This is a genomic window from Kosakonia oryzendophytica (assembly GCF_027886705.1).
Classification (GTDB): domain Bacteria; phylum Pseudomonadota; class Gammaproteobacteria; order Enterobacterales; family Enterobacteriaceae; genus Kosakonia; species Kosakonia oryzendophytica.
The window spans coordinates 3925712-3951377 of sequence record NZ_CP115659.1 but is presented as its reverse complement, the minus strand read 5'-3'; the positions used below and the strand labels follow the sequence as shown (position 1 = coordinate 3951377).

At 52.9% G+C, this 25666-nt stretch carries 25 protein-coding genes and 1 other RNA gene; 19 read left to right on the top strand and 7 right to left on the bottom strand.

The window, feature by feature from the left end:
- The first annotated feature begins 42 nt into the window (after positions 1-42).
- From O9K67_RS19155 to tnpA, 5 genes are all read left to right on the top strand, one after another.
- Positions 43-1806, top strand: coding sequence for a SmdA family multidrug ABC transporter permease/ATP-binding protein (locus tag O9K67_RS19155; protein ID WP_061497164.1), 1764 nt, complete (start codon positions 43-45; stop codon positions 1804-1806).
- Positions 1799-3577, top strand: a complete 1779-nt coding sequence (locus O9K67_RS19150) for a SmdB family multidrug efflux ABC transporter permease/ATP-binding protein (protein ID WP_061497162.1) — start codon at positions 1799-1801, stop codon at positions 3575-3577. Before O9K67_RS19155 ends, O9K67_RS19150 begins: the two co-directional genes overlap by 8 nt.
- A 256-nt stretch (positions 3578-3833) precedes the next feature.
- Positions 3834-4172 (top strand): P-II family nitrogen regulator, encoded by a 339-nt coding sequence (gene glnK, locus O9K67_RS19145; RefSeq protein ID WP_002891893.1) that lies wholly within the window; start codon positions 3834-3836, stop codon positions 4170-4172.
- A 30-nt stretch (positions 4173-4202) separates the two neighbouring features.
- The gene (amtB, locus tag O9K67_RS19140) at positions 4203-5489 is read left to right on the top strand and encodes an ammonium transporter AmtB (protein ID WP_061497160.1); all 1287 of its coding nucleotides are present in this window, start codon (positions 4203-4205) and stop codon (positions 5487-5489) included.
- Between the two features lie 175 nt (positions 5490-5664).
- Positions 5665-6099: an IS200/IS605 family transposase gene (tnpA, locus tag O9K67_RS19135; RefSeq protein WP_007369221.1), complete on the top strand. Its 435-nt coding sequence runs from the start codon at positions 5665-5667 to the stop codon at positions 6097-6099.
- 85 nt (positions 6100-6184) lie between these two features.
- Here the strand turns inward: tnpA and tesB are convergent, their stop codons facing one another.
- Complete coding sequence (gene tesB / locus O9K67_RS19130; RefSeq protein ID WP_061497158.1) at positions 6185-7045, bottom strand: acyl-CoA thioesterase II; 861 nt, start codon at positions 7043-7045, stop codon at positions 6185-6187.
- Between the two features lie 213 nt (positions 7046-7258).
- Here tesB and O9K67_RS19125 point away from each other — a divergent pair, with 213 nt between their 5' ends.
- Positions 7259-7828, top strand: coding sequence for a YbaY family lipoprotein (locus O9K67_RS19125; RefSeq protein ID WP_061497156.1), 570 nt, complete (start codon positions 7259-7261; stop codon positions 7826-7828).
- Between the two features lie 36 nt (positions 7829-7864).
- Here the strand turns inward: O9K67_RS19125 and O9K67_RS19120 are convergent, their stop codons facing one another.
- Positions 7865-8176, bottom strand: a complete 312-nt coding sequence (locus O9K67_RS19120) for an MGMT family protein (RefSeq protein ID WP_061497155.1) — start codon at positions 8174-8176, stop codon at positions 7865-7867.
- Positions 8177-8341: 165 nt separating this feature from the next.
- Between O9K67_RS19120 and ffs the strand changes: the two genes are divergently transcribed.
- Positions 8342-8438: signal recognition particle sRNA small type (gene ffs / locus O9K67_RS19115), an RNA gene on the top strand.
- A 25-nt stretch (positions 8439-8463) separates the two neighbouring features.
- Here ffs and O9K67_RS19110 read toward each other — a convergent pair.
- A complete protein-coding gene (locus O9K67_RS19110; protein WP_061497152.1) occupies positions 8464-9102 on the bottom strand; it encodes a TetR/AcrR family transcriptional regulator in 639 nt (212 codons plus the stop codon).
- A 307-nt stretch (positions 9103-9409) separates the two neighbouring features.
- On the opposite strand from O9K67_RS19110, the gene O9K67_RS19105 reads away from it, so the two are divergent.
- The 4 genes from O9K67_RS19105 (at position 9410) to O9K67_RS19090 (ending at position 13507) form a co-directional block, all read left to right on the top strand.
- The gene (locus O9K67_RS19105; protein ID WP_061500127.1) at positions 9410-10429 is read left to right on the top strand and encodes an HlyD family secretion protein; all 1020 of its coding nucleotides are present in this window, start codon (positions 9410-9412) and stop codon (positions 10427-10429) included.
- Complete coding sequence (locus O9K67_RS19100) at positions 10422-11948, top strand: MDR family MFS transporter (protein WP_061497150.1); 1527 nt, start codon at positions 10422-10424, stop codon at positions 11946-11948. Before O9K67_RS19105 ends, O9K67_RS19100 begins: the two co-directional genes overlap by 8 nt.
- An 80-nt stretch (positions 11949-12028) precedes the next feature.
- Entirely contained in the window at positions 12029-12367 is a 339-nt protein-coding gene (locus O9K67_RS19095) for a helix-turn-helix domain-containing protein (protein WP_061497148.1), read from the top strand.
- Between the two features lie 339 nt (positions 12368-12706).
- Positions 12707-13507: a BPL-N domain-containing protein gene (locus O9K67_RS19090; RefSeq protein WP_061497146.1), complete on the top strand. Its 801-nt coding sequence runs from the start codon at positions 12707-12709 to the stop codon at positions 13505-13507.
- 8 nt (positions 13508-13515) lie between these two features.
- On the opposite strand, the gene O9K67_RS19085 is transcribed toward O9K67_RS19090, so the two are convergent.
- On the bottom strand, positions 13516-14103 hold the full coding sequence (locus tag O9K67_RS19085; protein WP_061497144.1) for a TetR/AcrR family transcriptional regulator: 588 nt from the start codon (positions 14101-14103) through the stop codon (positions 13516-13518).
- Positions 14104-14261: 158 nt separating this feature from the next.
- Here O9K67_RS19085 and O9K67_RS19080 point away from each other — a divergent pair, with 158 nt between their 5' ends.
- Positions 14262-14855 (top strand): hypothetical protein, encoded by a 594-nt coding sequence (locus O9K67_RS19080; protein ID WP_061497142.1) that lies wholly within the window; start codon positions 14262-14264, stop codon positions 14853-14855.
- Positions 14856-14858: 3 nt separating this feature from the next.
- Here O9K67_RS19080 and yczR read toward each other — a convergent pair whose 3' ends face one another.
- Positions 14859-16280, bottom strand: coding sequence for a MocR-like transcription factor YczR (gene yczR, locus O9K67_RS19075; protein WP_061500124.1), 1422 nt, complete (start codon positions 16278-16280; stop codon positions 14859-14861).
- A gap of 84 nt (positions 16281-16364) precedes the next feature.
- Between yczR and yczE the strand changes: the two genes are divergently transcribed.
- The 7 genes from yczE (at position 16365) to O9K67_RS19040 (ending at position 23425) form a co-directional block, all read left to right on the top strand.
- Complete coding sequence (yczE, locus tag O9K67_RS19070; protein ID WP_061497140.1) at positions 16365-16976, top strand: membrane protein YczE; 612 nt, start codon at positions 16365-16367, stop codon at positions 16974-16976.
- Positions 16977-17253: 277 nt separating this feature from the next.
- Positions 17254-17799, top strand: coding sequence for a GNAT family N-acetyltransferase (locus tag O9K67_RS19065; protein WP_061497137.1), 546 nt, complete (start codon positions 17254-17256; stop codon positions 17797-17799).
- Positions 17800-18033: 234 nt separating this feature from the next.
- Positions 18034-18285, top strand: a complete 252-nt coding sequence (locus O9K67_RS19060; RefSeq protein ID WP_061497135.1) for a hypothetical protein — start codon at positions 18034-18036, stop codon at positions 18283-18285.
- On the top strand, positions 18282-18500 hold the full coding sequence (locus O9K67_RS19055; RefSeq protein WP_061497133.1) for a hypothetical protein: 219 nt from the start codon (positions 18282-18284) through the stop codon (positions 18498-18500). Before O9K67_RS19060 ends, O9K67_RS19055 begins: the two co-directional genes overlap by 4 nt.
- Before the next feature lie 251 nt (positions 18501-18751).
- The gene (locus O9K67_RS19050; RefSeq protein WP_061497131.1) at positions 18752-19831 is read left to right on the top strand and encodes a LacI family DNA-binding transcriptional regulator; all 1080 of its coding nucleotides are present in this window, start codon (positions 18752-18754) and stop codon (positions 19829-19831) included.
- Positions 19832-19936: 105 nt separating this feature from the next.
- A complete protein-coding gene (locus O9K67_RS19045; RefSeq protein ID WP_061497129.1) occupies positions 19937-23011 on the top strand; it encodes a beta-galactosidase in 3075 nt (1024 codons plus the stop codon).
- A gap of 60 nt (positions 23012-23071) precedes the next feature.
- On the top strand, positions 23072-23425 hold the full coding sequence (locus O9K67_RS19040; RefSeq protein WP_061497127.1) for a DUF1428 domain-containing protein: 354 nt from the start codon (positions 23072-23074) through the stop codon (positions 23423-23425).
- A gap of 8 nt (positions 23426-23433) precedes the next feature.
- Here O9K67_RS19040 and O9K67_RS19035 read toward each other — a convergent pair whose 3' ends face one another.
- Together O9K67_RS19035 and O9K67_RS19030 are read right to left on the bottom strand one after the other, a co-directional pair.
- Complete coding sequence (locus O9K67_RS19035; RefSeq protein WP_082794182.1) at positions 23434-23979, bottom strand: flavin reductase family protein; 546 nt, start codon at positions 23977-23979, stop codon at positions 23434-23436.
- A gap of 43 nt (positions 23980-24022) precedes the next feature.
- Positions 24023-25582 carry an EAL domain-containing protein gene (locus O9K67_RS19030; RefSeq protein ID WP_061497123.1) on the bottom strand — a complete coding sequence of 520 codons (1560 nt, stop codon included), beginning with the start codon at positions 25580-25582 and terminating at the stop codon, positions 24023-24025.
- Positions 25583-25666 lie beyond the last annotated feature (84 nt).

The following is a 25666-nucleotide window of genomic DNA, read 5'->3' as shown; positions in this document are numbered from 1 at the left end:
TGTTAACCGACAGCCGGAAAATCACGTTCAGGATGTAACCGCGTGCGATTATTTGCTCAGTTAGGCTGGTATTTTCGCCGGGAATGGCGACGCTATCTCGGCGCAGTAGCCCTACTTATTATCATAGCCATCCTTCAGCTTATTCCGCCGAAAGTGGTGGGCGTTATTGTGGATGGCGTGACCGAACACCATTACACCACGCAACAGGTGTGGATGTGGGTGGGCCTGCTGGTCATCGTCGCGGTGGTCACTTACCTGCTGCGCTATGTCTGGCGCGTCTGGCTGTTTGGTGCGTCTTATCAGCTGGCCGTTGAATTGCGCGAGGATTTTTACCGCCAGCTAAGCCGCCAGCATCCGGAATTCTATTTACGCCATCGTACCGGTGACTTGATGGCTCGCGCGACGAACGATGTGGATCGTGTGGTGTTTGCCGCCGGGGAAGGCGTGCTGACGCTGGTAGATTCACTGGTGATGGGCTGCGTGGTGCTGGTAGTGATGTCAACGCAAATCAGCTGGCAGTTAACACTGCTGTCGTTATTGCCAATGCCAATTATGGCGCTGGTGATTAAGCGCTACGGCGATCAGCTGCATCAGCGCTTTAAACTGGCGCAGGCGGCGTTCTCCGCGCTGAACGATCGCACGCAGGAAAGCATGACCAGCATCCGCATGATCAAGGCGTTTGGTCTGGAAGATCGCCAGTCTGCGCTGTTTGCCAGTGAAGCGGCGGATACCGGCGCGAAAAATATGCGTGTGGCGCGCGTTGACGCCCGTTTCGATCCAACCATTTATATTGCCATTGGTATGGCGAACATGCTGGCCATCGGCGGCGGAAGCTGGATGGTAGTAAATGGCAGCTTAACCCTCGGGCAACTCACCAGTTTTGCCATGTACCTTGGGTTGATGATTTGGCCGATGCTGGCGCTGGCCTGGATGTTTAATATTGTCGAGCGTGGTAGCGCGGCCTATAGCCGTATTCGCGATATGCTGGCAGAGATGCCGGTGGTGAAAGATGGTAGCCAGCCCGTGCCGGAAGGCCGTGGCAACCTGACTATCGCCATTCGCGAATTCCGTTACCCGCAAACGGAACAACCTACGCTGAACAATGTGAGTGCGGTGCTGAACCCAGGGCAGATGCTGGGCATTTGCGGCCCGACAGGCGCAGGGAAAAGTACGTTACTGTCGCTAATTCAGCGCCATTTTGATGTGACTGACGGGGACATCCGTTTTCACGAAGTGCCGCTGCCGCAGCTTAAACTGGATGCCTGGCGCAGTCGTCTGGCAGTGGTGAATCAGACGCCGTTCCTCTTTTCCGATTCCGTCGCCAGTAATATTGCACTGGGTAAACCGGGAGCGACGCAGGAAGAGATCGAGCATGTGGCCCGACTGGCCAGCGTGCATGAGGATATTTTGCGTCTGCCGCAGGGCTACGCCACCGAAGTCGGTGAACGCGGCGTAATGCTCTCCGGTGGTCAGAAACAGCGTATCTCTATTGCCCGCGCGTTGCTGCTTAATGCGGAGATCTTAATTCTTGACGATGCGCTCTCCGCCGTGGACGGGCGCACCGAGCATCAGATTCTGCACAATCTGCGCCAGTGGGGAGAAGGACGAACGGTGATCATCAGTGCCCATCGTCTGTCGGCGCTGACGGAAGCCAGCGAAATTTTAGTAATGCAACATGGGCATATCGCTCAGCGTGGTCAGCATGAGCAACTTTCCCGCCAGCCAGGCTGGTATCGTGACATGTACCGTTATCAACAACTGGAAGCTGCGCTGACGGATGCGCCGGAGGAGGCCATCGATGCGTAATTTTGGTAAACAGTGGCCAACACTGAAACGGCTGCTGAAATATGGCTCGCCATGGCGAAAATCCTTGTTGAAAGCGGTATTAATGCTGTGGGTCGCGGCGGCGGCGGAAGTCTCTGGCCCGGCGTTGATCAGCTACTTTATCGACAATATGGTGGCGAAGAGCTATCTGCCGTTAGGGCTGGTGGTGGGGATGGCGGCAGTGTATGTCGGCCTGCAACTGTTGGCGGCGTTGTTGCATTATTCGCAGTCGCTACTGTTCAACCAGGCGGCGGTGGGGGTAGTGCAACAACTGCGCACCGACGTGATGGACGCCGCGCTACGTCAGCCGTTAAGCGAGTTTGATGTTCAGCCTGTCGGGCAAATTATCTCCCGTGTGACCAACGATACGGAAGTGATCCGCGATCTGTACGTCACAGTAGTGGCAACGGTGTTGCGCAGCGCCGCGCTGATTGGTGCGATGCTGGTGGCGATGTTCAGCCTTGACTGGCGCATGGCGCTGGTGGCGATGGCGATCTTCCCGGCTGTACTGATCGTGATGCTGATCTATCAGCGTTACAGCACGCCGATTGTGCGGCGGATGCGCGCGTACCTGGCGGATATTAATGACGGTTTTAATGAAATCATTAACGGTATGAGCGTGATCCAGCAGTTCCGTCAGCAGACGCGATTTGGCGAGCAACTGGGCGACGCCAGCCGTTCACATTACCTCGCGCGTATGCAAACCCTGCGGCTGGACGGCTTTTTGCTGCGCCCATTGTTGAGCCTTTTCTCTGCGCTGGTGCTGTGCGGCTTGCTGATGCTGTTCGGTTTCTCTTCTCCGGGTACGGTTGAAGTCGGGGTGTTGTACGCCTTTATCAGCTACCTTGGTCGTCTGAATGAACCCTTGATTGAACTGACTACTCAGCAGTCGATGTTGCAGCAGGCGGTGGTCGCGGGTGAGCGCGTATTTGAGCTGATGGACCGACCACGCCAGTCTTACGGTGATGATGATACGCCACTGCACAGCGGCGCCATCGACATTGAAAATGTCTCTTTTGCCTACCGCGAAGATCAGCAGGTGTTGCAGGACATTTCCTTGCACGTTGAACCACGCAGCTTTGTTGCGCTGGTGGGGCACACGGGTAGCGGTAAGAGCACGCTCGCCAGCTTACTGATGGGATACTACCCGTTAACGCAAGGGGAAATCCGTCTCGACGGTCGCCCGCTGTCTACGCTTAGCCATGATGCATTGCGCAAAGGTATCGCAATGGTGCAGCAGGATCCGGTAGTGCTGGCTGACAGCTTTTTCGCTAACGTGACGCTGGGGCGTGATATCAGCGAAGCGCAAGTCTGGCATGCGCTGGAAGTGGTGCAACTGGCGGAGCTGGCACGGGGGATGAGCGAGGGTATTTATACGCGGCTGGGTGAGCAGGGCAATAATCTGTCCGTTGGACAGAAGCAGTTGCTGGCGCTGGCGCGTGTGCTGGTGGATACGCCGCAGATCCTCATCCTGGATGAGGCGACAGCCAATATCGACTCCGGGACTGAACAGGCGATCCAACAGGCGCTGGCCGCTGTCCGGGAACAGACAACGTTAGTGGTGATTGCCCACAGATTGTCGACGATTGTCGAGGCTGAAACCATTTTGGTGCTCCATCGCGGCCAGGCTGTTGAGCGCGGTACGCATCAACAATTGCTTGCGGCGAAAGGACGCTACTGGCAGATGTATCAATTGCAACTGGCGGGTGAAGAGTTGGCGGCCAGCGCGCGCGAAGAGTCGCTTATCGCGTAATGCACCAAAATTAAGCACGCCACTGAGACTCTTCTCTGTTGGTGCAAAAAAGTAACGCACCATGCACTATCGTGGTGCGTTTTTCTTTGCCAGGAACATTCCGAACCATTACCTGCGTTTTGCCTTTTTCACCTTTTCCCCGTCCGCACGCACTAACAAACTGAAATCCTCCCCGTTTTCATTTTTGGCACACCGCTTGCAATATCTCTTATGTATTAGCTGCGGCCATTATCGAATTTCGACTGGAGGGGGATCTATGAAGCTGGTTACCGTGGTGATTAAGCCATTCAAACTCGAAGACGTTCGTGAAGCACTGTCTTCTATTGGTATTCAAGGGCTGACCGTAACAGAAGTAAAAGGTTTCGGACGTCAGAAGGGTCATGCCGAGTTGTACCGCGGTGCGGAATATAGCGTCAATTTCCTGCCGAAAGTGAAAATTGATGTGGCGATTGCTGATGATCAGCTTGATGAAGTGATCGATGTCATCAGCAAAGCGGCCTACACCGGAAAGATTGGCGACGGCAAAATTTTCGTTGCCGAGCTGCAACGCGTCATTCGTATTCGTACCGGCGAAGCCGACGAAGCGGCACTGTAATACCAGGCACACAGTGATAGGGATGGAAAAATGAAGAACACAACATTAAAAACAACGCTCGCTTCCCTGGCACTCCTGCCGGGTCTGGCAATGGCGGCTCCCGCTGTTGCGGACAAAGCGGACAACGGCTTTATGATGATCTGCACCGCGCTGGTGCTGTTCATGTCGATTCCGGGCATTGCGCTGTTTTATGGCGGTCTGATCCGTGGCAAGAACGTCCTCTCCATGCTGACGCAGGTTACCGTAACATTCGCACTGGTGTGCGTTCTGTGGGTGGTTTACGGTTACTCGCTGGCGTTCGGCACCGGCAACGGCTTCTTCGGCAACTTTGACTGGGTGATGCTGAAAAATATTGAGCTGACCGCTGTGATGGGCACCATTTATCAGTACATTCATGTTGCGTTCCAGGGCTCTTTCGCCTGCATCACAGTCGGTCTGATCGTTGGCGCGCTGGCAGAGCGTATTCGTTTCTCTGCGGTGCTGATTTTCGTGGTGGTATGGCTGACGCTTTCCTATGTGCCGATTGCGCACATGGTATGGGGTGGCGGTTTGCTGGCGACTGATGGCGCGCTGGACTTCGCGGGCGGTACCGTTGTACATATCAACGCCGCTATCGCCGGGCTGGTCGGTGCTTACCTGATTGGCAAACGTGTGGGCTTTGGCAAAGAAGCGTTTAAACCCCACAACCTGCCGATGGTCTTCACCGGTACCGCGATCCTGTATGTCGGCTGGTTTGGTTTCAACGCCGGTTCTGCCGCTGCGGCGAATGAAATCGCAGGCCTGGCATTTGTGAACACGGTGGTGGCAACGGCTGCGGCTGTGCTCTCATGGGTATTTGGTGAGTGGGCAATGCGTGGTAAACCGTCTCTGCTGGGGGCTTGTTCTGGTGCTATTGCCGGTCTCGTTGGCGTAACCCCGGCTTGTGGTTACATTGGTGTGGGTGGTGCGCTGATCCTCGGTCTGATTGCTGGTCTGGCAGGTCTGTGGGGCGTTACCGCACTGAAACGTATGCTGCGTGTCGATGATCCATGTGACGTATTTGGTGTGCACGGTGTATGTGGCATCGTCGGTTGTATCCTGACCGGTATCTTCGCCTCCACGTCTCTGGGCGGCGTAGGTTATGCCCAGGGTGTCACCATGGGCCACCAGGTACTGGTGCAGTTAGAAAGTATCGCTATCACTATTGTGTGGTCCGGTGTGGTGGCCTTTATCGGCTACAAACTGGCCGACATGACAGTGGGTCTGCGTGTACCGGAAGATCAAGAGCGTGAAGGTCTGGATGTGAACAGCCATGGCGAAAACGCCTACAACGCCTGATTGAGTGACGTTATCTCCTGAGCATAAAAAAGCCTCCCGATGGGAGGCTTTTCATTGTCACCCCTAAACCACCTCCTGGGGAGGTGGTGATTGATCCTGTAAGGCTATAGCCTGAAGAATGCCCATGCCGGAATATCTCTGCTTACTCACCACAAGTAAAAGGAGACAAACCGACATGGGGCTTTACAGGAGTTCATCACATGTATATTGGCGTTGTAAATACCACATAGTCTGGACGCCTAAGTACCGTTTCAGAATCCTGAAAGATAAGTTGGGCAAGGAACTTTACAGGACAATCTACATTCTCTGCGGAATAAAGGATTGTGAGGTTCTGGAGCTAAATGTTCAGCCAGATCATGTACATCTGGTCGTAATAGTCCCGCCGAAAATCTCGATATCAACTCTAATGGGGCATCTGAAAGGTCGCAGCGCAATCAGACTCTACAATCGTTTCCCACACATAAGAAAGAAGCTATGGGGCAACCACTTTTGGTCACGTGGCTACTTTGTAGATACTGTCGGTGTGAACGAGGAAATTATCAGACGATATGTGAGGCATCAGGAGAAAACGGAACAAATACATGAACAGCAAATGGAATTGCTAGAGTAGTAAGCGGAAAGTGACAATAGCCCCCCTTACAGGGGGCATTCTCAAAAGCCACCTTCTAAGAAGGTGGTCTTTTACTTTCTGGCGATTAACCACGATTACGCATCACGCCTTCCTGCACTGTGGAGGCGACCAGCACACCATCCTGAGTGTAAAACTCGCCGCGAACAAAGCCGCGCGCGCTGGAAGCCGAAGTACTCTCCACGCTGTAGAGCAACCACTCGTTGATATTAAACGGACGGTGGAACCACATAGAGTGATCGATGGTAGCGACCTGCATACCGCGCTCAAGAAAACCCACGCCGTGAGGCTGTAGGGCAACCGGTAGGAAATTGAAGTCAGACGCGTAACCCAGCAGGTACTGATGGACACGAAAATCTTCCGGCACGGGACCATTGGCGCGCACCCATACCTGACGCTCAGGACCGGCAACATGGCCTTTCAGCGGGTTATGAAACTCAACCGGGCGGATCTCCAGTGGTTTGTCGCTGATGAATTTCTCTTTGACCATTGGCGGCAACAGATGGGAGAGATCGCGGGCGATCTCCGTTTCGGACTTCAACGAGTCCGGCGGTGGCGCAGAAGGCATGGTTTTCTGATGTTCATAACCTTGCTCAGGCGCCTGAAACGAGGCGGTCATATAGAAAATCGGCTTGCCATTTTGCACGGCCGCCACCCGACGGGCGCTGAAACTGTTGCCATCTCGCAGGACTTCCACATCATAGACGATAGGTTTTTGACTATCGCCCGGACGTAAAAAGTAGCTGTGAAAGGAGTGAACCAGGCGGTCAACGGGCACGGTCTCTTTGGCAGCATACAGCGCCTGACCGACCACTTGCCCACCAAATACCTGGCGCAGGCCTAAATCTTCGCTCTGTCCACGAAACAGACCTTCTTCAATTTTTTCCAGATTCAATAATGCCAGCAGATTCGTAAGCGCTTGACTCATAGTTTCCTCAGATAAATAACAGCCGACAAAGCGAATGCTCTGTTGATTATAACCTGGAAATGAAAGTGGTCTGATGGGTGCAATAATCTGAATAGTAGGGGGTTTACAGGAAGAAATCGCGGGTATGTGCCACACTTGTTCTCGTTACGATGGTTTAACCACACATCCTGGCGGGCGCGATCCTGCCGGTGCATTGACGATAAGGAGAATTCAATGAAACTCGTGCACATGTTAAGTGGTTTAGCAGTGGCTGTTGCACTGTCCGCCTGCGCCCATAAGGGCGGCGATATTCCAACGCCTGCACCCAACCCGAATGCGCCTGCGGCGACCAATAAACCCGCCATTGCGCAACCTAACGTTTCCGGTACGGTTTGGATCCGCCAGAAAGTGGCGCTGCCGCCGGACGCCGTATTAACCGTCACGGTTTCTGATGCGTCACTGGCTGACGCGCCGTCGAAAGTGATTGCACAAAAAGCTGTGCGTACCGAAGGCAAACAAGCGCCGTTCAGTTTCGTGCTGCCGTTTAACCCGGCGGATGTTCAACCCAATGCGCGTATCCTGCTGAGCGCGGCGATTACCATTAACGACAAAATTGTCTTTATTACCGATACCGTTAAGCCGGTTATCAACCAGGGGGGGACCAAAGTTGATCTGACGCTGGTGCCGGTACAGCAAACCGCCGTACCGTTGCAGCAGAGCGGCGGCGCAGCAACGACGGTGCCGTCAACGTCACCCACGCAGGTGAACCCTTCTTCCGCCACGCCGGCACCGACACAGTATTAATCCGCACCTTTGCTCCTCTCCTTTGGGGAGGAGCCTTCAATAGTTCCAGCGGTAGCGCTGCATATCGATTTGCCCATTCCCGGCGACCACCACCCCCTCTGCCAGCAACGCCTGACGCTGACGTTGTAAATCCGGCCCGGTCAGTGATATTTGGCCATGACGATTTACCACCCGGTGCCACGGCAGCGTACTGCCTTCTGGTAAGCGTTTGAGTACGCCGCCCACTTGCCGTGCGGCGCGTGGTGAGCCTGCCAGTTTTGCCACATCGCCATACGTGGTGACGCAGCCCTCCGGAATAGCAGCGACGATTTGCCAGACGCGCTGCGGAAACGAATCCTCTCTTTCCATAATCAGTTCCTGAAGAGTGAATTGGCAGCATAAACAGCCTTGTGGATGCTGTGAAGAGTGGATTGTGCAAGAAACCAGCATCCGTCCGGGCATGGCTTGCAATTGCCACCCCGGACAGGGATAATGCGCCAGCGCGTTGGTTAACAACGCTCTCAATGGGGGCTCTGTTGGTTCTCCCGCAACGCTACTCTGTTCACCAGGTCAGGTCCGGAAGGAAGCAGCCAGGGCAGAGGACGTGTGTGCCGGGATGTAGCTGGCAGGGCCCCCACCCATTTCTGCACAATACCTTAAATATACCGGGTATCCCGTGCGGCTGCTTCAGCAGCATTGAATCCACGAATAATGATATCTTTCATGACGTTAGTATTTAACTCGCCTGGGTTTGACTGTTCACGTTGTAATGCGTCGGTATAAGCGATACGCCATGTATTACCGATTATTGTTGCCAGTAAATGAGCCGTTGGATCTGTGGCTTCCTCTCCTGCACTTTTCGCCATCATGCGTCCCAGTTTTTTGCTGATCTCATCAAATTGCAATAATGCATAGTTCAGAAGCGACGGGCTTTCTGCTACAACTTGCCAGAACTTCACAACACCCTCATGCCTCATCGTCATTTGATGCTTTTGGTCAAATAACTCCTCTGTTAGTTCCCGTAAAGCAGCAACAGGCGAGCGAGCTTCTCGTTGCCTCAAGGTTTTTTCCAGTAGCTCACACAGTTCATCGAGGCGATCGAAAAAAAGCTCTTCTTTGCGGGAGAAGTAATTCGATACCGTCATTCTGGATACATCGGCTGCAAGCGCCACATCCGCTACCGTGACATTCTCGAAACCGTGTTCGAAGAATAGCTTCGTTGCCATATCGGAAATGTGTTGGCGTGTGAGACGTTTCTTTTTCTCACGCAATCCTTCCGATTTGGATGGTTTCATCGATTCTCTCCTTTCGTTCCGCGGGATCTTTTTCTTGAAATTATACTTGGCATAATTTTATACTCGATATAAATTTTTATCCAATAAACATTTTCTGCAAGTGAACGATAGTCACTGTCCCAAAGCCTGTGTAGTGCAACCGCAGAGATCGGGGGCATCGCAATGCGGTGTTTTGGTTAACTCTATGTTTTTTATAATATATCGGGAGAAAGACGTGTCAACCTCAACACCTGCGTTATCACTTTTAGCACAAGACGATACCGAAAACCTTACCCGTAAAAACATGTCCCTTTGGAAACGGCGCATCGTGCTCGTAGGACTCCCAGTCCTTGCCGGTTGTCTGTGCGCCCTGGCCTGGTGGTGTTTTGTTGGAAGATTCTATGAACAGACCGATGACGCTTACATCAAAGCCGATAGCGTATCCATCTCATCAAAAATAGGGGGATATGTCGAAGATGTGCTCATCAGTGATAACCAGACCGTGCGAAAAGGTGAGCCTCTGCTCCGTCTTGACAGTCGTCAGTATCGCGTCGCTATTGATAAGAGTCTGGCAAATATTGCCAATCTGGAAGCTGGCAAAGTACAGGTTGAAGCACACATGTCGCAACTCGAGGCACAAGTGATTCAGGCTACCGCTCAACAACGCGTTGCCCGGCTTGCCGCTGAGCACGCAGACAGTGAGTTGGCCAGATACCAGCCGTTGGTGAAAGCGGGTGCCAGTACCCGTCAGCAACTTGATGAGCGGGAAAACGCTCGTCAGCAAGCTTATGCACAACTGCAGGCGCTTGATGCCGGAGTGAAAGTTGCCCAGGCTAAGCTCGTGGAAAGTCGGGCACAGCACCAGGCTTATGTCGCGCAACTGGAGGGCGCGAAAGCGGATCTCCAGCGTAATAAGCTCGACCTGGAGGACACCGTGTTACGCAGTACCCAGGATGGGCAGGTAGGTGATTTAGGCGTACGGGCCGGGCAATTTATCCAACCGGGCGGACGTTTAATGTCAATTGTGCCCCTACGCCATGTCTATGTTATTGCCAATTTCAAGGAAACGCAGGTGGGTGGAATGCGAAAAAATCAACCCGTACGTGTCCATATTGACGCGTTTCCAGGTAAGACATTTACAGGTTATGTCGATAGCTTTGCCCCCAGTACCGGGTCTGAATTCGCCTTATTGCCACCGGAAAACGCCACAGGAAATTTCACGAAGATAGTGCAACGTGTACCGGTTCGTATCCGATTAGATAATCTTACTCTGCCTGCGGCCGTTATCCCGGGATTATCAGTCAGTGTCGAAGTCAACACGCATGAAAAACAGGCTGAACATGGTTGAGAAAAATAAACACCTGGTGAATGCCACCCTCACTGACTGGATTGCTGTCGCCGCGGGAGCGACAGGCGCATTAATGGCCACGCTTGATATCTCCATTACGAATTCGGCATTACCACAAATTCAAGGTGCTATTGGTGCAACAGGGACAGAGGGAACCTGGATATCGACAGGATATATGATGTCCGAAATTGTCATGATCCCTATGGTTGCCTGGCTGACCAGACTGCTTGGTCTGCGTAATCTGCTGGTAATAAATGCCTCTCTCTTTATTTTTTTCTCCTTTTTATGTGGGATGTCCACGAGTTTACCGATGTTAATTGCTGCCCGCGTGGGGCAGGGACTCAGCGGTGGCGCGATGATACCGACAGCACAATCTATTGTTCGAACGCGTCTTCCGCTTCATCAATTGCCTACGGGTATGACAGCATTTGGTTTGACGGTGATTATGGGCCCATTACTTGGGCCTGTTGTAGGTGGATGGCTAACAGAAAACGCAAGTTGGAGCTGGTGCTTTTTTATTAATGGCCCGATCTGTCTGGTCATGTTACTGATGCTGATGTGGGGATTACCGTCTGAACCGATCAGACCTAACGCATTTATCGGCACTGACTGGATAGGCATCAGCGGGCTGGCGCTAGGGTTGAGTAGTCTGATTGCTTTCCTCGAAGAAGGGCAGCGGCTGAACTGGTTCGAATCCACACTCATTTGTTGGCTCTTTCTGTTTTCGCTGGCAGGTGCGGGATTAATTTTGCTATCGCAAAAATATGCCAGACAGCCAATATTGCGTCTGTCGTTGCTGAACAATCGCCATTTCTCTTCGGTAATTATCATCATCTTTACCACCGGGATTGTGATGTACGGCATTGCCTATCTGGTTCCTCAGTTTCTCTCTCAAGTCGCGGGATATAATGCTGAGCAGTCCGGGCAGATATTACTATTAGCGGGAATCCCGGCACTGCTTTTAATGCCTGTACTTCCCCGGCTTGTCACAAAGATAGACAGTAAATTAATCATCATTCCCGGATTATTACTGTTCGCGGTAAGTTGTCTGTTGGATACAGGTCTTACATCACAGAGCACGGGTGAAAATTTTATCTTTTCGCAGCTTGTACGTGGCTTTGCGCAGATGCTGTGTATGATGCCACTCAATCAGGCTGCAATGGCCGCAGTATCTAAAGAGGAGTCCGGAGATGCTGCAGGGTTATATAATATGGCGCGTAACCTGGGCGGTGCCGTAGGGTTAGCGTTCATCGGCACTTTTTTAGATCGGAGACAGTTATTACATAATGCGTTGTTACGTCAGTCAGTGCATGCCAGTTCATCCGTTGTTCAATCTCACATGAATGCGCTTTCTGCAGCATGGGGGAATAATGGGAGTGCTGAGGCAAAAGCGATGGCACATTTAGCTGGTCAGATTTCGAAACAATCGTTAGTTATTTCCTATAATGAGACATATCTGTTGTTAATGCTATTTATGTTTCTGTGTGTGCCGTTAGCTTTTTTATTAAGGCGCAGGTGAAATATTTTAAAAATTGCATGGGTATAATAATGATAATGTAATCTTGTGGGCTTAAATATAATCTTGGCAGGAGGATGATAATGAACTTAGCGAACCAGGTTATTGAATCATTGCTTGCCTGGATTGATGATAATCTCGGTCTCCCGTTGAGGATAGAAGATATTGCTGTGCGTTCAGGTTATTCAAAATGGCATATACAGCGCATATTTTTTCTCAATACAGGAACTAGTATGGGACGATATATCCGTAACAGAAAATTGGAAAAAGCTGCACAGGATTTATGTATAAGCAATGACAAGATAGGCGTTATATCAGAGCGTTATGGTTATGATTCTCAACAAACGTTCACGCGCGTTTTTACAAAAAAATATCACCTTTCGCCAGGCAATTACAGAAAGTGGAAACAAGACATTGATTAGTTTGAGAGACGTTATTCAGCGATAGTAATGAGGTGCTCTGACCAAGCGGACTCTTTCTTGTTACTGTACGATTTTTAAATCGTAAGGGTAGAGGCATCCCCTTGTGTAAAACGAACAGTTCCGTTTGCTTAGGTCGTGTTGTTATCCATTTAAATTATAATGAGAAAACTTCATTTTGTTACATTTATAGCGACAAAAAATGACTGGCAGTGTTTAAAAGTCTTGACAAATTTAATCCCATGGCTAAATTTGAGCGACTGCTCTAATTCCAGAGATGTCATGAGAAGAGCGGATTTGTGACGTTTTTTATAAACAATACATGACCAGGGATTTACTCATATGTCCTACTTTAAGCAAGCAGAAAACCATATGAAAACAAAGGCAATAACAATGGTATTGGCTTCTGTTTTTGCCATTTTCTCCACTCCGACTATGGCTAAAGATGACGCGGCAGAAACTTACAATATCGCTGTTTACAGAGGAGCGGCAGGATGCCCGGGTTGCTCTGAAATGGTCGTCAAATCTCTGGTCAATACCGGGCTACGATTGCATATTTCTTATATTGGCGAAAAAGAAAAGCTCAAGCTCAGCAGTCAAACGCTGAAGGATTTTGATCTCTATATTCAACCTGGTGGTGGTCAGGATATACCGGGATCGTATAAAGCTCTTGGCAATGAGGGAGCAGAGGCTATTCGTCAGTTCGTAGAAAACGGGAACGGTTTTCTGGGTATTTGCATGGGGGCATATCTTGCTGATAAAGACTGGATAGGACTAATTGATGCGCCACTGGAGTCTGAGGTGGGTAGACCGGGTTCTCACGTCTACGATCAGGGAGATTATACGCTGCAACTGAAATGGGATAATAAGCGCGAACCGTTTTACTATCAGGACGGTCCCTATCTCAATAGCAGTACTGCAAGCACTGGTTTCCAGCCGGTTGCTTATTACGAGAATGGTGATATAGCCATCGCTAAATATAAATATGGAAAAGGTGTTGTTGTCCTGTCAGGGCCACATCCTGAGGCCGATGAGACATGGATTGATACCACAATGCCAGGCAACACAACAGCGGAGAGTAAAATGCAGCGTCTATTGCGTTATTTTGATGCAAAAAAGCGTCAGGCTCAAACCGATATGTGACAGCTCGCTCAGGGATTGTTTTTAAGTATCTTAAAAGAAAGATGAGATATTTCACTAAGAAAAGATATGCGTTTTTTTTCTGAGTAATCGAGGATCAACATGCTGGAATAGCCATCTATTAACGCATTTATCTGTCTGGCTGCTATAGCGACATCTTTCGTAAGAAATTCGCCATTATTCACGCCAAAGCGGATGATTTCCTCAAGGATAGTGATCCACTGAAGAGACTGATTATGCACTAAATTAGCGTAGTCGGCATCACGTGCAGCCATTGGCCAGAGCTCAAGATAGAGCAACCAGTGTGCTGAAGGCGCATCAGGTAACAGATTCTGGATATAATGATGGACTTTGTCGGTCGCAGTCATATTTTCCTGGGCGCTCAAAGAATCATGGCATTCCTGTATATCGGTATCCAACATATATTGAATAGCCGCTTTTTTCAGCGTTTCCCAGTCCCGATAATAATGGTAGATATGGCTTCTGGAAATATTAAGCTTTTGCGTTAAATCACGGGTTGAGACGTTGCTGACCCCTTTTTCTCTGAAGAGCTGCAGAGCGGCTATCTTTATCAACTCGGAGAAATTTGCCGTTTTCAACCTTTCGCCTTCTTAATACATGAAAGATTTAATCATAACATAGCTTCATATCTCTGCCCACCTGGCGACGGCCTCCCGCCCAGGTCGACAAATCAGCTCGGTTATTGGAGCATATCAGACGATTTTCGCAAAAATGCACAGGATAAACAGGAAGGGAAATGCGTAACTTTTTAATGGTATTAGCGTTATCAATCTCTACGGCATCTTATGCAGCCAGCCTGCAATCGGGGATTTACGAAGGACTGCTACTTGCGGTTTCCCCGACAGGGGATGTCACGGGTTACTATTCTGAAACCCTGGGGCAAGGTGTCACCCGTAACTGCTCTTTTGCGCTGGCGGGAAAAGTGAGCGCAGTGCAGGAAGCGGATATCCGCAGCTGGTCATCAGACGTACTGCCGGGGCATATTGCGGCAACGAAGAACGGCGTCGTGTTGCGTATTCCGCAGGGGCAAAGTCATGACGGCTGCATCAATGTGATGGTGCCGCTGATTGATGAAGGGCTGGAATTGGAACGCACACGCCAGACCCGCTGGTTGTCGATGACGGAAGTCAGCGGTGAGAGGGTCTATTTAAGCAACTCACCGGATGTTGCAACGCGGCGCAAAGCGTGGCTGGTCAAAGGCGACGTGGTCGGCGTGGTCAAAAACCAGTCTGGCTGGACGCAGATCGAGTTTGTTAGCGAAAGCGGCAAAACCACCGCTGGCTGGGTAGAAAGCAGCAAAATCAAACCCTTAACACCGCCCGCAGCATGATTCTCACACCATACTCCTTTTTACCAGCGTGTGGTGCTGATTCAGTGTTCTCCACAGAGGTTTGAGCCGCAGCAGTGCGTGCTCAAGCTCTGCCGAATCCAGCGAGAAGGGCATCCGCAAATAGCGCTCAAACGCACCGGGCAGGCCAAAGCGCGTGCCTGGACCGAGATGGATGCCAATACCCTCTGCCCGGGCGGCAAACAGTGTCGACAGCCTGTCAGGGAGTTCTACCCAGAACGAGAGCCCGCCATCCGGCGTCTGAAAATGCCAGTCGGGAAAGTGCGTCTGCATCAATGCAGCGCAACGATCGCGACGTGTTTTGAGCATCTCCCGACGTGCCGGTAAGAAGGTACGCGCGTTCTCCATTAACCACTGCGTCGCCAGTTGTTCCAGCAGCGGTGACCCCAGTTCCAGGGTATCGCGAGTCTGGGCAAGGGTCGCAATGGTGCGTGATGAGGCGCGGATCCAGCCCAAACGCAGTCCTCCCCAGAAACTTTTACCCGCTGAACCAAGCGTAATGACCGTTCCTTGCGGATCGAATGCCGCCAGCGGTGGTGGCGGTGACGCGTTATACCAGAGGTCCACCATCGTTTCATCCACCACCAGTGTGGTGCGGGTACGTGCGGCAATGGCTGCGATCTCCGCGCGCGTGGCGCTGTCCATGCAACGCCCGGTAGGGTTATGAAAATCAGGCATCAGGTATGCCAACCGCGGCGCGGTCTGCGCCAGCGTGGCGGCAAAGCCGTCGGTGTCCCAGCCGATTTGCGGGAGCGATACGCCAACCGGCCTGCAGGATGCCCCCTGAATTGCGGCAATAGCCAACGGGTAGGTGGGATGATCGACCACCACGCGATCGCCAGGCCCGGTGAGCATCCGTAGCACCAGCGCCAGCCCACTGAGTGCGCCATTAACGATCATCACTTCATCAGCCTGTGTGGGTAAGCCGCGTTCGCTATAGCGCGCGGCAATCGCTTCACGCAGCGACAGCAGGCCGAGCTGACCGTATCCCGTTTGTGACAACCACGGCGTCATAGCGGTCAGCGCATGGGTATAGGCTTGGTGAATTTCCGGGCCAGCGCTGAGGGCGGCGGTGGAGAGATCCAGCGCCATTCCCGCAGTGCTGAGTGTCGGAACGCTGCGATTGTCCGGCAGGATCACGCGTGAACCGCTGCCATGGCGGCTTTCCAGATAACCTTCATCACGCAGGTGCGCCAGCGCACTGGCAATGGTGGTGCGGCTAACATCCAGGGTTAATGCCAGCTCCCGCTCTCCCGGCAGGCGAGTATCCAGCGCCAGTCTGCCATCGAGGATCAGCAAGCGCAGGGCATCGGCAAGCTGACGCCAGAGCGGTGTGCGTGAGGGGGCTTGCTGCCAGCGTCCCAACAGGCGCTGTAGCGATTGACTACCCAATCGGCGGGATGACATATGCAGTCCACTATTTGAAAACTGGACATTAATCATAATGCCATTTCCGGTAAAGATAAAAGCCAGAACAGCCGGAGAACAATGATGCTACGTCGATTACTGCAACTTTATATTGGTTTAAGCTTATACGGTCTTTCCACCGCCATGTTCGTGCGCGCAGATTTGGGCGCCGATCCGTGGAACGTGTTTCACCTTGGGGTAGCGAAGCTACTCACGATGGATATTGGCACGGTGATGATCGTTACCGGCGCGCTGGTGCTGCTCTTCTGGATCCCGATTCGCCAGCGGCCTGGGCTCGGAACCATCAGCAACGTAATTGTGATTGGTCTGGCGGCGGATGCCGCGCTATCGCTGATGCCTACGCTGGAGACATTACCCGCTCGCGGTGTGCTGCTTGTGTTTGCGGTGATCGTAAACGCCCTCGCCACCGGGATGTATATTGGGGCGGGATTTGGCGCAGGGCCGCGCGATGGATTGATGACTGGGATCCACGCCCGCACGGGCTGGTCGGTACGCAGCGTACGCACAGCTATTGAAGTGTCGGTGTTACTGATTGGCTGGTTACTGGGCGGTACGGTTGGCGTCGGCACAGTGCTGTACGCACTGGCGATCGGCCCGTTGATCCAGATTTGTCTGCCGTGGTTTCGCCACAAACCCCAGCAAAAACCTGCATCACCAGCGGAAGTTGTGAGCTAACGGAGGAAGTGGCATGTCGCGTTATCCTCCGTCCATACCCTAAATTTTGTAGTCAGCCTACGGGTTTACTTTACAAAAGGGATGGAGGATTCTGGGGGGAGATAAGCATGTTCTTAGTCCCCATTAAAAGGAACGCGAGCAGCAGCAACAACTTAACCCGTCCATGCAAACGCTATATTGCACGATGCCGACAACCACATACTGCAATAACATTGGCTGGCAGACCGTTTGTAAGACCGATTAAGCCGGCGTACCTTTCATAAAGGAGCAATGGTGTATGGCAACCCCCAGGCTTGAAACAGCACGACTGATCCTTGAACCCCTGGCATCGGAAGATGCCGCGCAAATCCAGCGCATTTTTCCCCGTTGGGAAATCGTCCGGTACCTGATTGCCAGTGTACCCTGGCCCTATCCGGATGATGCCGCACAACAGTATGTTGATAATGTGGCGCTGGCGTCGAGCAGAGAGGGAAAAGGCTGGTACTGGACGCTACGGCGCAAAGCTTCACCGCAGACGTTGATGGGGGTTATCTGTCTTATGGATATTCCGGACAACAACCGCGGCTTCTGGCTGGCGCCGGAGTGGCAGGGGCAAGGATATATGATGGAAGCCTGCCGGGCGGTGACTGATTTCTGGTTCAACGTCCTGGATCGCGATGTCCTGCGCGCGCCTAAAGCCGCAATCAATACCCGTTCACGGCACATCTCCGAGCGTAGTGGTATGCGGCTGGTCCGTCTGCAAAAGGGCGACTATGTGGCGGGGGAACTGGAGACCGAGTTGTGGGAAATCACCCGTGAGGAATGGCGTAATATGCATCGCTGAAACTTGTCAGCCGTGATGGCTGGCGGGTTTATTTCCGCTTTTCGGGGATTTATTTATTCGCTTTGCGTTTGCCTGTCATTTTATTGAAATATTACCTTCATTTTATTGTCATAAAAATAAGGCAGAATTGTTGTGGGAATTTTTTAAGTTGTTATAAATTTGAAATATATTTCTGGATCACTTTCATAAGTTCGTGTATTAATTAGCGTGCTTATTCACACAGAAGGGATAATCATGACCAGTGCCGTATTGAATGTAAAAATTGATGAAGCGCTAAAAGAAAAACTCCGCCATTACGCGGAAGTGAATAGTGAAAATCTCAGCACGGCGACAGAGAAACTGCTGCTGGTGGCATTTCAGGCAGTGGAAGAGGCGGGAGTATCGGAAGAAGATGTTGATAATCAGCATACTGAAGAAGAAAATACCGCTCCGTTAAATCCCAAAGAAATCAAAGCACTACGCAAACTTCTGAAGAAGAAAAAATGACCCAACAACTGCTCGAAACGGCCAGCAACTATAGTGAAGCCTGCGAGATGTTGCGCTCCGGCTTTGTAAAACAAGTTCGCCTGGACTGGAATATCGGAAGCGATGAGTTCTTTCGCATTGCATCTGACTGGTGTGACGCTGGCGCGAAAATAAAAAAAGAGGGAAACAGTTTTATTATTTCCATTAAGGGATTCCCTATTCCACGTCAGCAGTAATCTTTTTGTCATGAAATCGTCACTAAATTTGCATTCAAAAATGTGAGCATGGTCCGACAATAACAATACATAACCATCTCAAAACACATTAAGGACGATGTTTACGGCGGGCCGATTATGGCTCGTCGCTATTTCTTTTTGTCGATTTCGCCACTATTTCCTCCTGTAATGTATTCACCCTGACCGCTCTCACAGGCGCTATCCGGTAAAACGGGTATACTGGCGCAAATTGTTTGCAGCCAGGAAGCATCATGAAAACTATCACCCTTTACGATGTCGCGAGTTTAGCGGGAGTCTCTTATCAGACCGTTTCCCGTGTGATCAACGATGCTGCGCATGTCTCTGCGCGAACCCGTGAGAAGGTGCTGGCGGCCATGGCGGAGCTGCATTACGTTCCTAATCGTGGCGCACAGCAACTGGCTGGCAAACGCAGTAAAACGTTGGGATTGCTGACGACCGATTTGGCGTTGCATGCTCCTTCGCAAATCGCGTCTGCCGTTAAATCCCGCGCCGGGCAGGCCTCCGCCAGCGTGATTATCTCCATGCTTGAACAGCACGACGCCGCCAGTTGCGTGGCAGCATTGCAAGAGTTACTGGCGCAGCGCGTGGAAGGGGTGCTGATCAATGTGCCGTTGGATGATGCATTGGCGCAACAACTGGCGGCACAGGTGCATCCCACGCCCGTGCTGTTCCTCGATGTGGGTGAGACGGCGGGGGTTAATAGTCTGGTGTTCGATGCCAGGCAGGGTGCGCGTCTTGGCGTTGAGCATCTGTTGGCGCTAGGGCATCGCCGCATTGCACTGTTGGGTGGGCCGGAAACCTCGGTCTCCGCGCGGGCGCGTTTTACCGGTTGGGTAGACGCGCTGGCAGACGCGAACCTGACCCCGTGCGCCAGTGCTTGTGGCGACTGGAGCGCGGCGTCCGGCTATGAAAAAGCGCATGGTTTGCTCAGCGCCGCTGCGCAGCCCCCGCAGGCCATTCTGGTCGCGAACGATCAGATGGCCCTTGGTGTGATGCGCGCCTGTGCAGAAAAAGGAATCGCTGTACCCGGGCAGATTTCGGTGGTGGGGTACGATGACACCGCCGACAGCGCGTGGTTTTCTCCGCCGCTAACCACCGTACGGCAGGCGTTTAAAGAGGCAGGTGAGCGGAGCGTTGACTGGCTGCTTAACGCTTCTGAGCAGGACGCAGTAAGCCAGATCTGTTTGCCTGTGACGCTGATTGAACGTTTGTCCACCGCACCGGCGCAAACGCAGGAGGTCAGTGGTGAAGCGCTGGCCCGGCGCTTACATGAGCTGGCGCAACTGGCGGTACTTTTGGATCGTCGCTAACGCTTATGTGATCGCATTCGCTTTCGGTGGATCCATGGCTTTACCTGGGGTGAAAAGTGCGTCATTGTAATCTAGATTGTGAGCGCTTCGCAAAATGAGGTTTCTATGTCTGCTTCCGCATTACGTACGTTGATTTCCCGCCGTGACTGGGAAAACCCGGTCATCACCCACTGGCATCGTTTACCGGCCCATGCCCCAATGCGTAGCTGGCGCGATGAGCAGGCGGCGAGAGATAATGCGCCATCGTCTGCGCACCGTTTGCTTAATGGTGAATGGTACTTCCGCTTTTTCCCCGCGCCGGAGGCGGTGCCGGAGCGCTGGATAACGGAAGAGTACGACGATGCGGTGGCCATGCCGGTTCCGTCTAACTGGCAGATGCAGGGATTTGACACGCCGATCTATACCAACGTGACCTACCCGATTCCGGTTAACCCGCCCTTTGTGCCGCAGCAAAACCCGACGGGTTGTTACTCGCTCACATTTGAGATGACAGCGCAGGCGTTGGCGCAGGGACAAACGCGTATTGTGTTTGACGGTGTTAACTCGGCTTTTTATCTCTGGTGCAATGGTCAGTGGATCGGTTACTCCCAGGATAGCCGCTTACCAGCGGAGTTCGATCTCAGCGATGTTCTGCATGTCGGGCAGAACCGGCTGGCGGTAATGGTGCTGCGCTGGTGTGACGGCAGTTACCTGGAAGACCAGGATATGTGGCGTATGAGCGGTATCTTCCGTGATGTTTCGCTCCAGCATAAACCGGCGACGCACATTGCGGATTTCCACCACACCACCGAGCTGAATGCAGAGTTTACGCACGGGCAGGTAAAGGTGGATCTCCGGCTCGCAGGAGAATATAGCGCGTGTCAGGTTGACGTTGCGCTGTGGCATGGTGAAGAGAAAATCGCCCAGGCGCAGCAGGCACCCGGCAGTGCCATTGTCGATGAACGCGGTGCATGGGCAGAGCGCCTCAGCGTGTCGCTGCCCGTCTCCGATCCACTGCTGTGGAGCGCGGAAACGCCGCACCTTTACCGCCTGACGCTAACGCTGCTTGATGGACTGGGGAATGTACTGGAAGTTGAAGCCTGCAATGTGGGCTTTCGCAAAGTGGAAATCAGCAACGGTTTGCTGAAACTTAACGGTAAACCGCTGCTGATCCGTGGGGTTAACCGCCACGAGCACCATCCGGAAAACGGCCAGGCTATCGATGAAGCGACGATGCGCCGCGATATTGAGCTGATGAAACAGCACAACTTCAATGCGGTGCGCTGCTCTCACTATCCAAATCATCCTCTGTGGTACAGTTTGTGTGATGAGTACGGTCTATATGTGGTGGACGAAGCAAATATTGAAACCCACGGTATGACCCCAATGAGTCGCTTGTCGGACGATCCGCAATGGTTGCCGGCCATGAGCGAGCGCGTTACGCGTATGGTGCTGCGCGATCGCAACCATCCGTCGATCATTATCTGGTCGCTGGGTAATGAATCCGGTCACGGTGCCAGTCATGATGCGCTGTACCGCTGGCTGAAAACCACCGATCCCACCCGCCCGGTGCAGTATGAAGGCGGCGGGGCGAATACCGCCGCGACCGATATCATTTGCCCTATGTATGCTCGCGTCGATGAAGATCAGCCGTTCCCGGCGGTGCCGAAATGGTCAATTAAGAAATGGATCGGCCTGCCGGATGAAACGCGGCCACTGATTTTATGCGAATACGCCCATGCCATGGGCAACAGCTTCGGCGGCTTCGCCAAATACTGGCAGGCATTTCGTGAAACCCCGCGTTTGCAGGGCGGCTTCGTCTGGGACTGGGTTGATCAGGCTCTGACAAAAACCGATACCAACGGGCAATCATTCTGGGCCTACGGCGGCGATTTTGGCGATACGCCGAACGACCGCCAGTTCTGTATGAACGGATTGGTCTTTCCCGATCGGACGCCGCACCCGGCGCTATACGAGGCGCAGCGCGCGCAACAATTTTTCCAGTTCCGACTGCTCAACACCACGCCGTTAGTCATTGAAGTGGAAAGTGAATACCTGTTCCGCACGACCGATAACGAGTATCTCCGCTGGGCTGTTGTCCGTGATGGTCTGGTACTGGCTCAGGGTGAGATCACGCTGGCGATCGCCCCACAGGGCAAACAGCAGATCGCGCTGACCATTCCCGAGCTGGAGAGTGCGCCGGGCGAAGTATGGCTGAATGTTGACGTGTACCAGAAAGCGGCAACGCTCTGGTCGGACGCCGATCATCACTGTGCCTGGGATCAGTGGCGTTTGCCGTCGCCGCTCTTTATTGCGCCGCGTAAGACGGTTTCTTCCCGCCCAATGCTTGTTGTGAGTGAAGATGAGTATGTGATTCATCATCGTAACCAGCGCTGGCAGTTTTGCCGCCGTAGTGGCGACCTGATCCAGTGGTGGCGAGATGAGCAACCCACACTGCTTACACCGCTGAGGGATAGTTTTGCCCGCGCGCCGCTGGATAATGACATCGGCATCAGCGAGGTGACGCGTATCGATCCCAACGCCTGGGTTGAACGCTGGAAAGCGGCGGGTATGTATGATTTGCGCGCTGAATTGCTGGCTTGCGAGGTTGAAGAGCACGCTGCTGATATCGTCGTCACGACCACGCACTGTTGGTCAGGAGCCGGTAAAACCGGGTTTGTCAGCCATAAGCGCTGGCGTATTGATGGCGAAGGGGTTTTACACGGTGAGGTAGACGTACAGGTGGCGACCGATATCCCGCCGCCAGCGCGTATCGGGCTGGTCTGTCAGTTATCCGAGGTGCAGGCGTCGGTTAGCTGGTTGGGACTGGGACCTCACGAAAATTACCCTGACCGTAAACTGGCGGCGCGCCAGGGGCGATGGACGCTGCCGCTTGCCGCGTTGCACACGCCGTATATTTTCCCGGGCGAAAATGGTCTGCGTTGCGAAACCCGCGAGCTGCATTACGGTGCGCATCATCTGAACGGGGATTTCCATTTCTCCCTTGGCCGCTACAGCGACAAACAGTTGCGTGAAACGACACATCACCATTTGTTGCGCGAAGAAGCGGGCTGTTGGCTGCATCTGGATGCGTTCCACATGGGTGTTGGCGGTGATGATTCATGGAGCCCGAGCGTGTCGCCGGAGTTTATTCTACGTAGTGAGAGAGTGCGTTACGCCTTTTGCTGGCGGCAGGACTAAACTTATCGGGCCTGATGCGGCAGGACCCTCCTGCCGTGCAGTCACTTCGGGGGCTGACGCATGAAGTATGTCGATGGTTTTGTGGTTGCGGTTCCGGCGGACAGAAAAGACGCGTACCGCCAACTGGCAGCGAAGGCGGCACCGTTATTTAAGGAGTTTGGTGCCACGCGTATTGTGGAGTGTTGGGCGGAAGATGTGCCTGCCGGGAATATCACTGATTTTCGCATGGCGGTAAAAGCGGAAGACCACGAAGAGGTGGTCTTCAGTTGGATCGAATACCCGTCAAAAGCCGTGCGCGATGCGGCAAACCAGAAAATCATGACCGATCCCAGAATGCGTGAACTGGGTGAGGAGATGCCATTTGATGGTAAGCGTATGATCTACGGCGGCTTTGTCCCCATTCTTGATGAGTGAGCTGGCCCTCAGGACACTTTGGTGAACAGCGCTTTGCGTTCCATCACCTCACCATCGGTACGGAATACGCCCCCGCCCACATAATGCAGCGTTTGTGGCCATTGGGGCTGGGGGTTAACCCGTGCGGCGACCACTTCAAAAATGAAAAAATTATAGTTATCCACCATGGCGTCATCGTAGAGGCGGCATTCAAACTGGCCGTAACACTCGCCAATGGACGGCGCGCTGACCTTTTCGCTCTGTTCTGCCGTCAGGCCAAATTCGGCAAACTTATCGACTTCATCGCCGGTGCAATTACCGATACGGGCTACGGTGTCGATCATCTGCGCATCCGGAAGGTTTATCACACATTCGCCGCTCTGTCGGATGCGCTCAAAGCTGGCGTTGCCCGCCGAAATCATGCAGCCGACTAACGACGGTGAGAACTCCAGAATCGTGTGCCAACCTAAAGTCATTATATTGTTTCGCCCTTGCCAGTGGCTGCTTAAGAGCACCACCGGGCCGGGTTCCAGCCAGTGCCGGACATCATGCAGCGGCCAGGATTGCTTTTTCATCATGCTTCCTCCGCGTGTTTAACCACTGTTAACAGTAGCAAACTCAGCAGGACAGCAGATTATTTTCCGCCCAGTGGATAAATTCTTCGGTCGGTAGCGCTTTGCTGTACAACCATCCCTGACCATATTCCACGCCATACTCCGTGAGCCACTGCAACTGGCCTTCGGTTTCAATCCCTTCGGCGACCATCGCCAGCCTCAACGCTTTTGCCATCTCGATGATATGCGGTGCCACGGTTTTGTACTCCAGCGCATCCACAAAGGACTTGTCGATTTTGATGATATCGACATCCAGGTTTTGCAGATAGCTGAGGCTCGAGTAGCCGGTGCCAAAATCATCAATGTAAATGGCGTGTCCCGCCTGGCGTAATCGCTGTATCGCCGGGTTGCTCACGGCCGGGTCAGCAAAGCCGCGTTCGGTCAGTTCAAACGCCACCTGGGCCGGGGAAAGTTGCCACCGTTCGAGCTGGTGCGCCAGCAGTGCCGGAAGGGCAGGATCCAGCAAATCGGAGGGTTCGAGGTTTATCGAGACATGCTGTTGGGGGTGTTGCTGCAACCAGCGCCCCAGATTGTTAAACACCGTTTCGATAATCAGTTGTGTGAGTTGCGGCATCAAACCGCTGCTGACTGCCAGCGGGATGAAGATATCCGGCGCGAGCAGATTTCCGTCCTGTTGTCGCCAGCGCGCCAGGGCTTCTGCGCCAACGATTCGCCCGCTGTTCAGCGCGACAATCGGTTGATAAACCATGCTGATTTCACGGCTGCGGATGGCATCCTGCAACTGATATTTTGGCGATTGCAACCGGCGCAGTATCCGCAGCAATAGCAGCGCAATCAGCATGCTCATCAGTAAACCAAAGGGCAGCCAGATCACCAGCAACCGATGCCAGTTTTGCGCCAGCGGAGCAAGCGATGCCCAGGTGACAATCGCCAGTCCCATATCCGCATCTCGCAGTATGGCGTAAGCCGATCCATCGACTTGCATTTTCTTTGGTCCATCCGGGGTGATTTGCGTCAGTACTTGCGGATCCAGCGTTGAACTGCCTGCGATGATCTGGTGCGTTTTCGTGCTGATCAACGCCACATTCACCGGCCAGGAGCCAAAAGAGAGCACGTCAATAAACGACAGCGGGTCGGTCATCACTACATAATGGTCGGTGCCAATGGCAATCATATATTGCGACAAACCCAAATCGTTATGACGCGTAAGCCAGGCGCGAAAGCCGTCGTCGGTGATTTTTTCTGGCTGCGGAAACGGCGGAACGTGGCTGTCTATCTCCATCGATGAGCACTCGGGTTGCAGCCCGTTCATGAAGATGACTTCCCGTACATAGCGCCAGGACCAGGAGATGCGACGCATCGCCAGCAGATGCGCTGGGGTGCAGCGCTCGCCCTTGTAGCTTTCCAGCTGCCGGAGCGCGTCCTTACTCTGATTGACGACGCGCTGGGTGCGCATATCTGCCAGTTCTGAGTAAGTGTCCAGCTCATTCATAAACGTTTCTTCAGCCTGACGGTGCGTGAACCAGATGCTCAGCGCCACAGGCAGAAAAAAGGCGAGCACCAGCACGCCTGTAATAAGACTCACCAATCGTCGGTTCGTCATCACCAAAAATCCCTCTTTGATACTGATAAACGTAGAGTATCTTTAACTTGCTGATGTTATAACACGCCGCAGTGATTGTTTTCT

What these genes read in the sequence shown, in the direction of transcription:
- yczR (WP_061500124.1), bottom strand. Translation starts at nt 16,280, where the DNA reads ATGTCATCCCGCCGATTGGGTAGTCAATCGCTACAGCGCCTGTTGGGA.
- O9K67_RS19030 (WP_061497123.1), bottom strand. Translation starts at nt 25,582, where the DNA reads ATGACGAACCGACGATTGGTGAGTCTTATTACAGGCGTGCTGGTGCTC.
- O9K67_RS19150 (WP_061497162.1), top strand. Translation starts at nt 1,799, where the DNA reads ATGCGTAATTTTGGTAAACAGTGGCCAACACTGAAACGGCTGCTGAAA.
- tesB (WP_061497158.1), bottom strand. Translation starts at nt 7,045, where the DNA reads ATGAGTCAAGCGCTTACGAATCTGCTGGCATTATTGAATCTGGAAAAA.
- amtB (WP_061497160.1), top strand. Translation starts at nt 4,203, where the DNA reads ATGAAGAACACAACATTAAAAACAACGCTCGCTTCCCTGGCACTCCTG.
- tnpA (WP_007369221.1), top strand. Translation starts at nt 5,665, where the DNA reads ATGGGGCTTTACAGGAGTTCATCACATGTATATTGGCGTTGTAAATAC.
- yczE (WP_061497140.1), top strand. Translation starts at nt 16,365, where the DNA reads ATGCTACGTCGATTACTGCAACTTTATATTGGTTTAAGCTTATACGGT.
- O9K67_RS19040 (WP_061497127.1), top strand. Translation starts at nt 23,072, where the DNA reads ATGAAGTATGTCGATGGTTTTGTGGTTGCGGTTCCGGCGGACAGAAAA.
- O9K67_RS19035 (WP_082794182.1), bottom strand. Translation starts at nt 23,979, where the DNA reads ATGAAAAAGCAATCCTGGCCGCTGCATGATGTCCGGCACTGGCTGGAA.
- O9K67_RS19100 (WP_061497150.1), top strand. Translation starts at nt 10,422, where the DNA reads ATGGTTGAGAAAAATAAACACCTGGTGAATGCCACCCTCACTGACTGG.
- O9K67_RS19080 (WP_061497142.1), top strand. Translation starts at nt 14,262, where the DNA reads ATGCGTAACTTTTTAATGGTATTAGCGTTATCAATCTCTACGGCATCT.
- O9K67_RS19095 (WP_061497148.1), top strand. Translation starts at nt 12,029, where the DNA reads ATGAACTTAGCGAACCAGGTTATTGAATCATTGCTTGCCTGGATTGAT.
- O9K67_RS19050 (WP_061497131.1), top strand. Translation starts at nt 18,752, where the DNA reads ATGAAAACTATCACCCTTTACGATGTCGCGAGTTTAGCGGGAGTCTCT.
- O9K67_RS19060 (WP_061497135.1), top strand. Translation starts at nt 18,034, where the DNA reads ATGACCAGTGCCGTATTGAATGTAAAAATTGATGAAGCGCTAAAAGAA.
- O9K67_RS19045 (WP_061497129.1), top strand. Translation starts at nt 19,937, where the DNA reads ATGTCTGCTTCCGCATTACGTACGTTGATTTCCCGCCGTGACTGGGAA.
- glnK (WP_002891893.1), top strand. Translation starts at nt 3,834, where the DNA reads ATGAAGCTGGTTACCGTGGTGATTAAGCCATTCAAACTCGAAGACGTT.
- O9K67_RS19090 (WP_061497146.1), top strand. Translation starts at nt 12,707, where the DNA reads ATGTCCTACTTTAAGCAAGCAGAAAACCATATGAAAACAAAGGCAATA.
- O9K67_RS19125 (WP_061497156.1), top strand. Translation starts at nt 7,259, where the DNA reads ATGAAACTCGTGCACATGTTAAGTGGTTTAGCAGTGGCTGTTGCACTG.
- O9K67_RS19110 (WP_061497152.1), bottom strand. Translation starts at nt 9,102, where the DNA reads ATGAAACCATCCAAATCGGAAGGATTGCGTGAGAAAAAGAAACGTCTC.
- O9K67_RS19065 (WP_061497137.1), top strand. Translation starts at nt 17,254, where the DNA reads ATGGCAACCCCCAGGCTTGAAACAGCACGACTGATCCTTGAACCCCTG.
- O9K67_RS19120 (WP_061497155.1), bottom strand. Translation starts at nt 8,176, where the DNA reads ATGGAAAGAGAGGATTCGTTTCCGCAGCGCGTCTGGCAAATCGTCGCT.
- O9K67_RS19055 (WP_061497133.1), top strand. Translation starts at nt 18,282, where the DNA reads ATGACCCAACAACTGCTCGAAACGGCCAGCAACTATAGTGAAGCCTGC.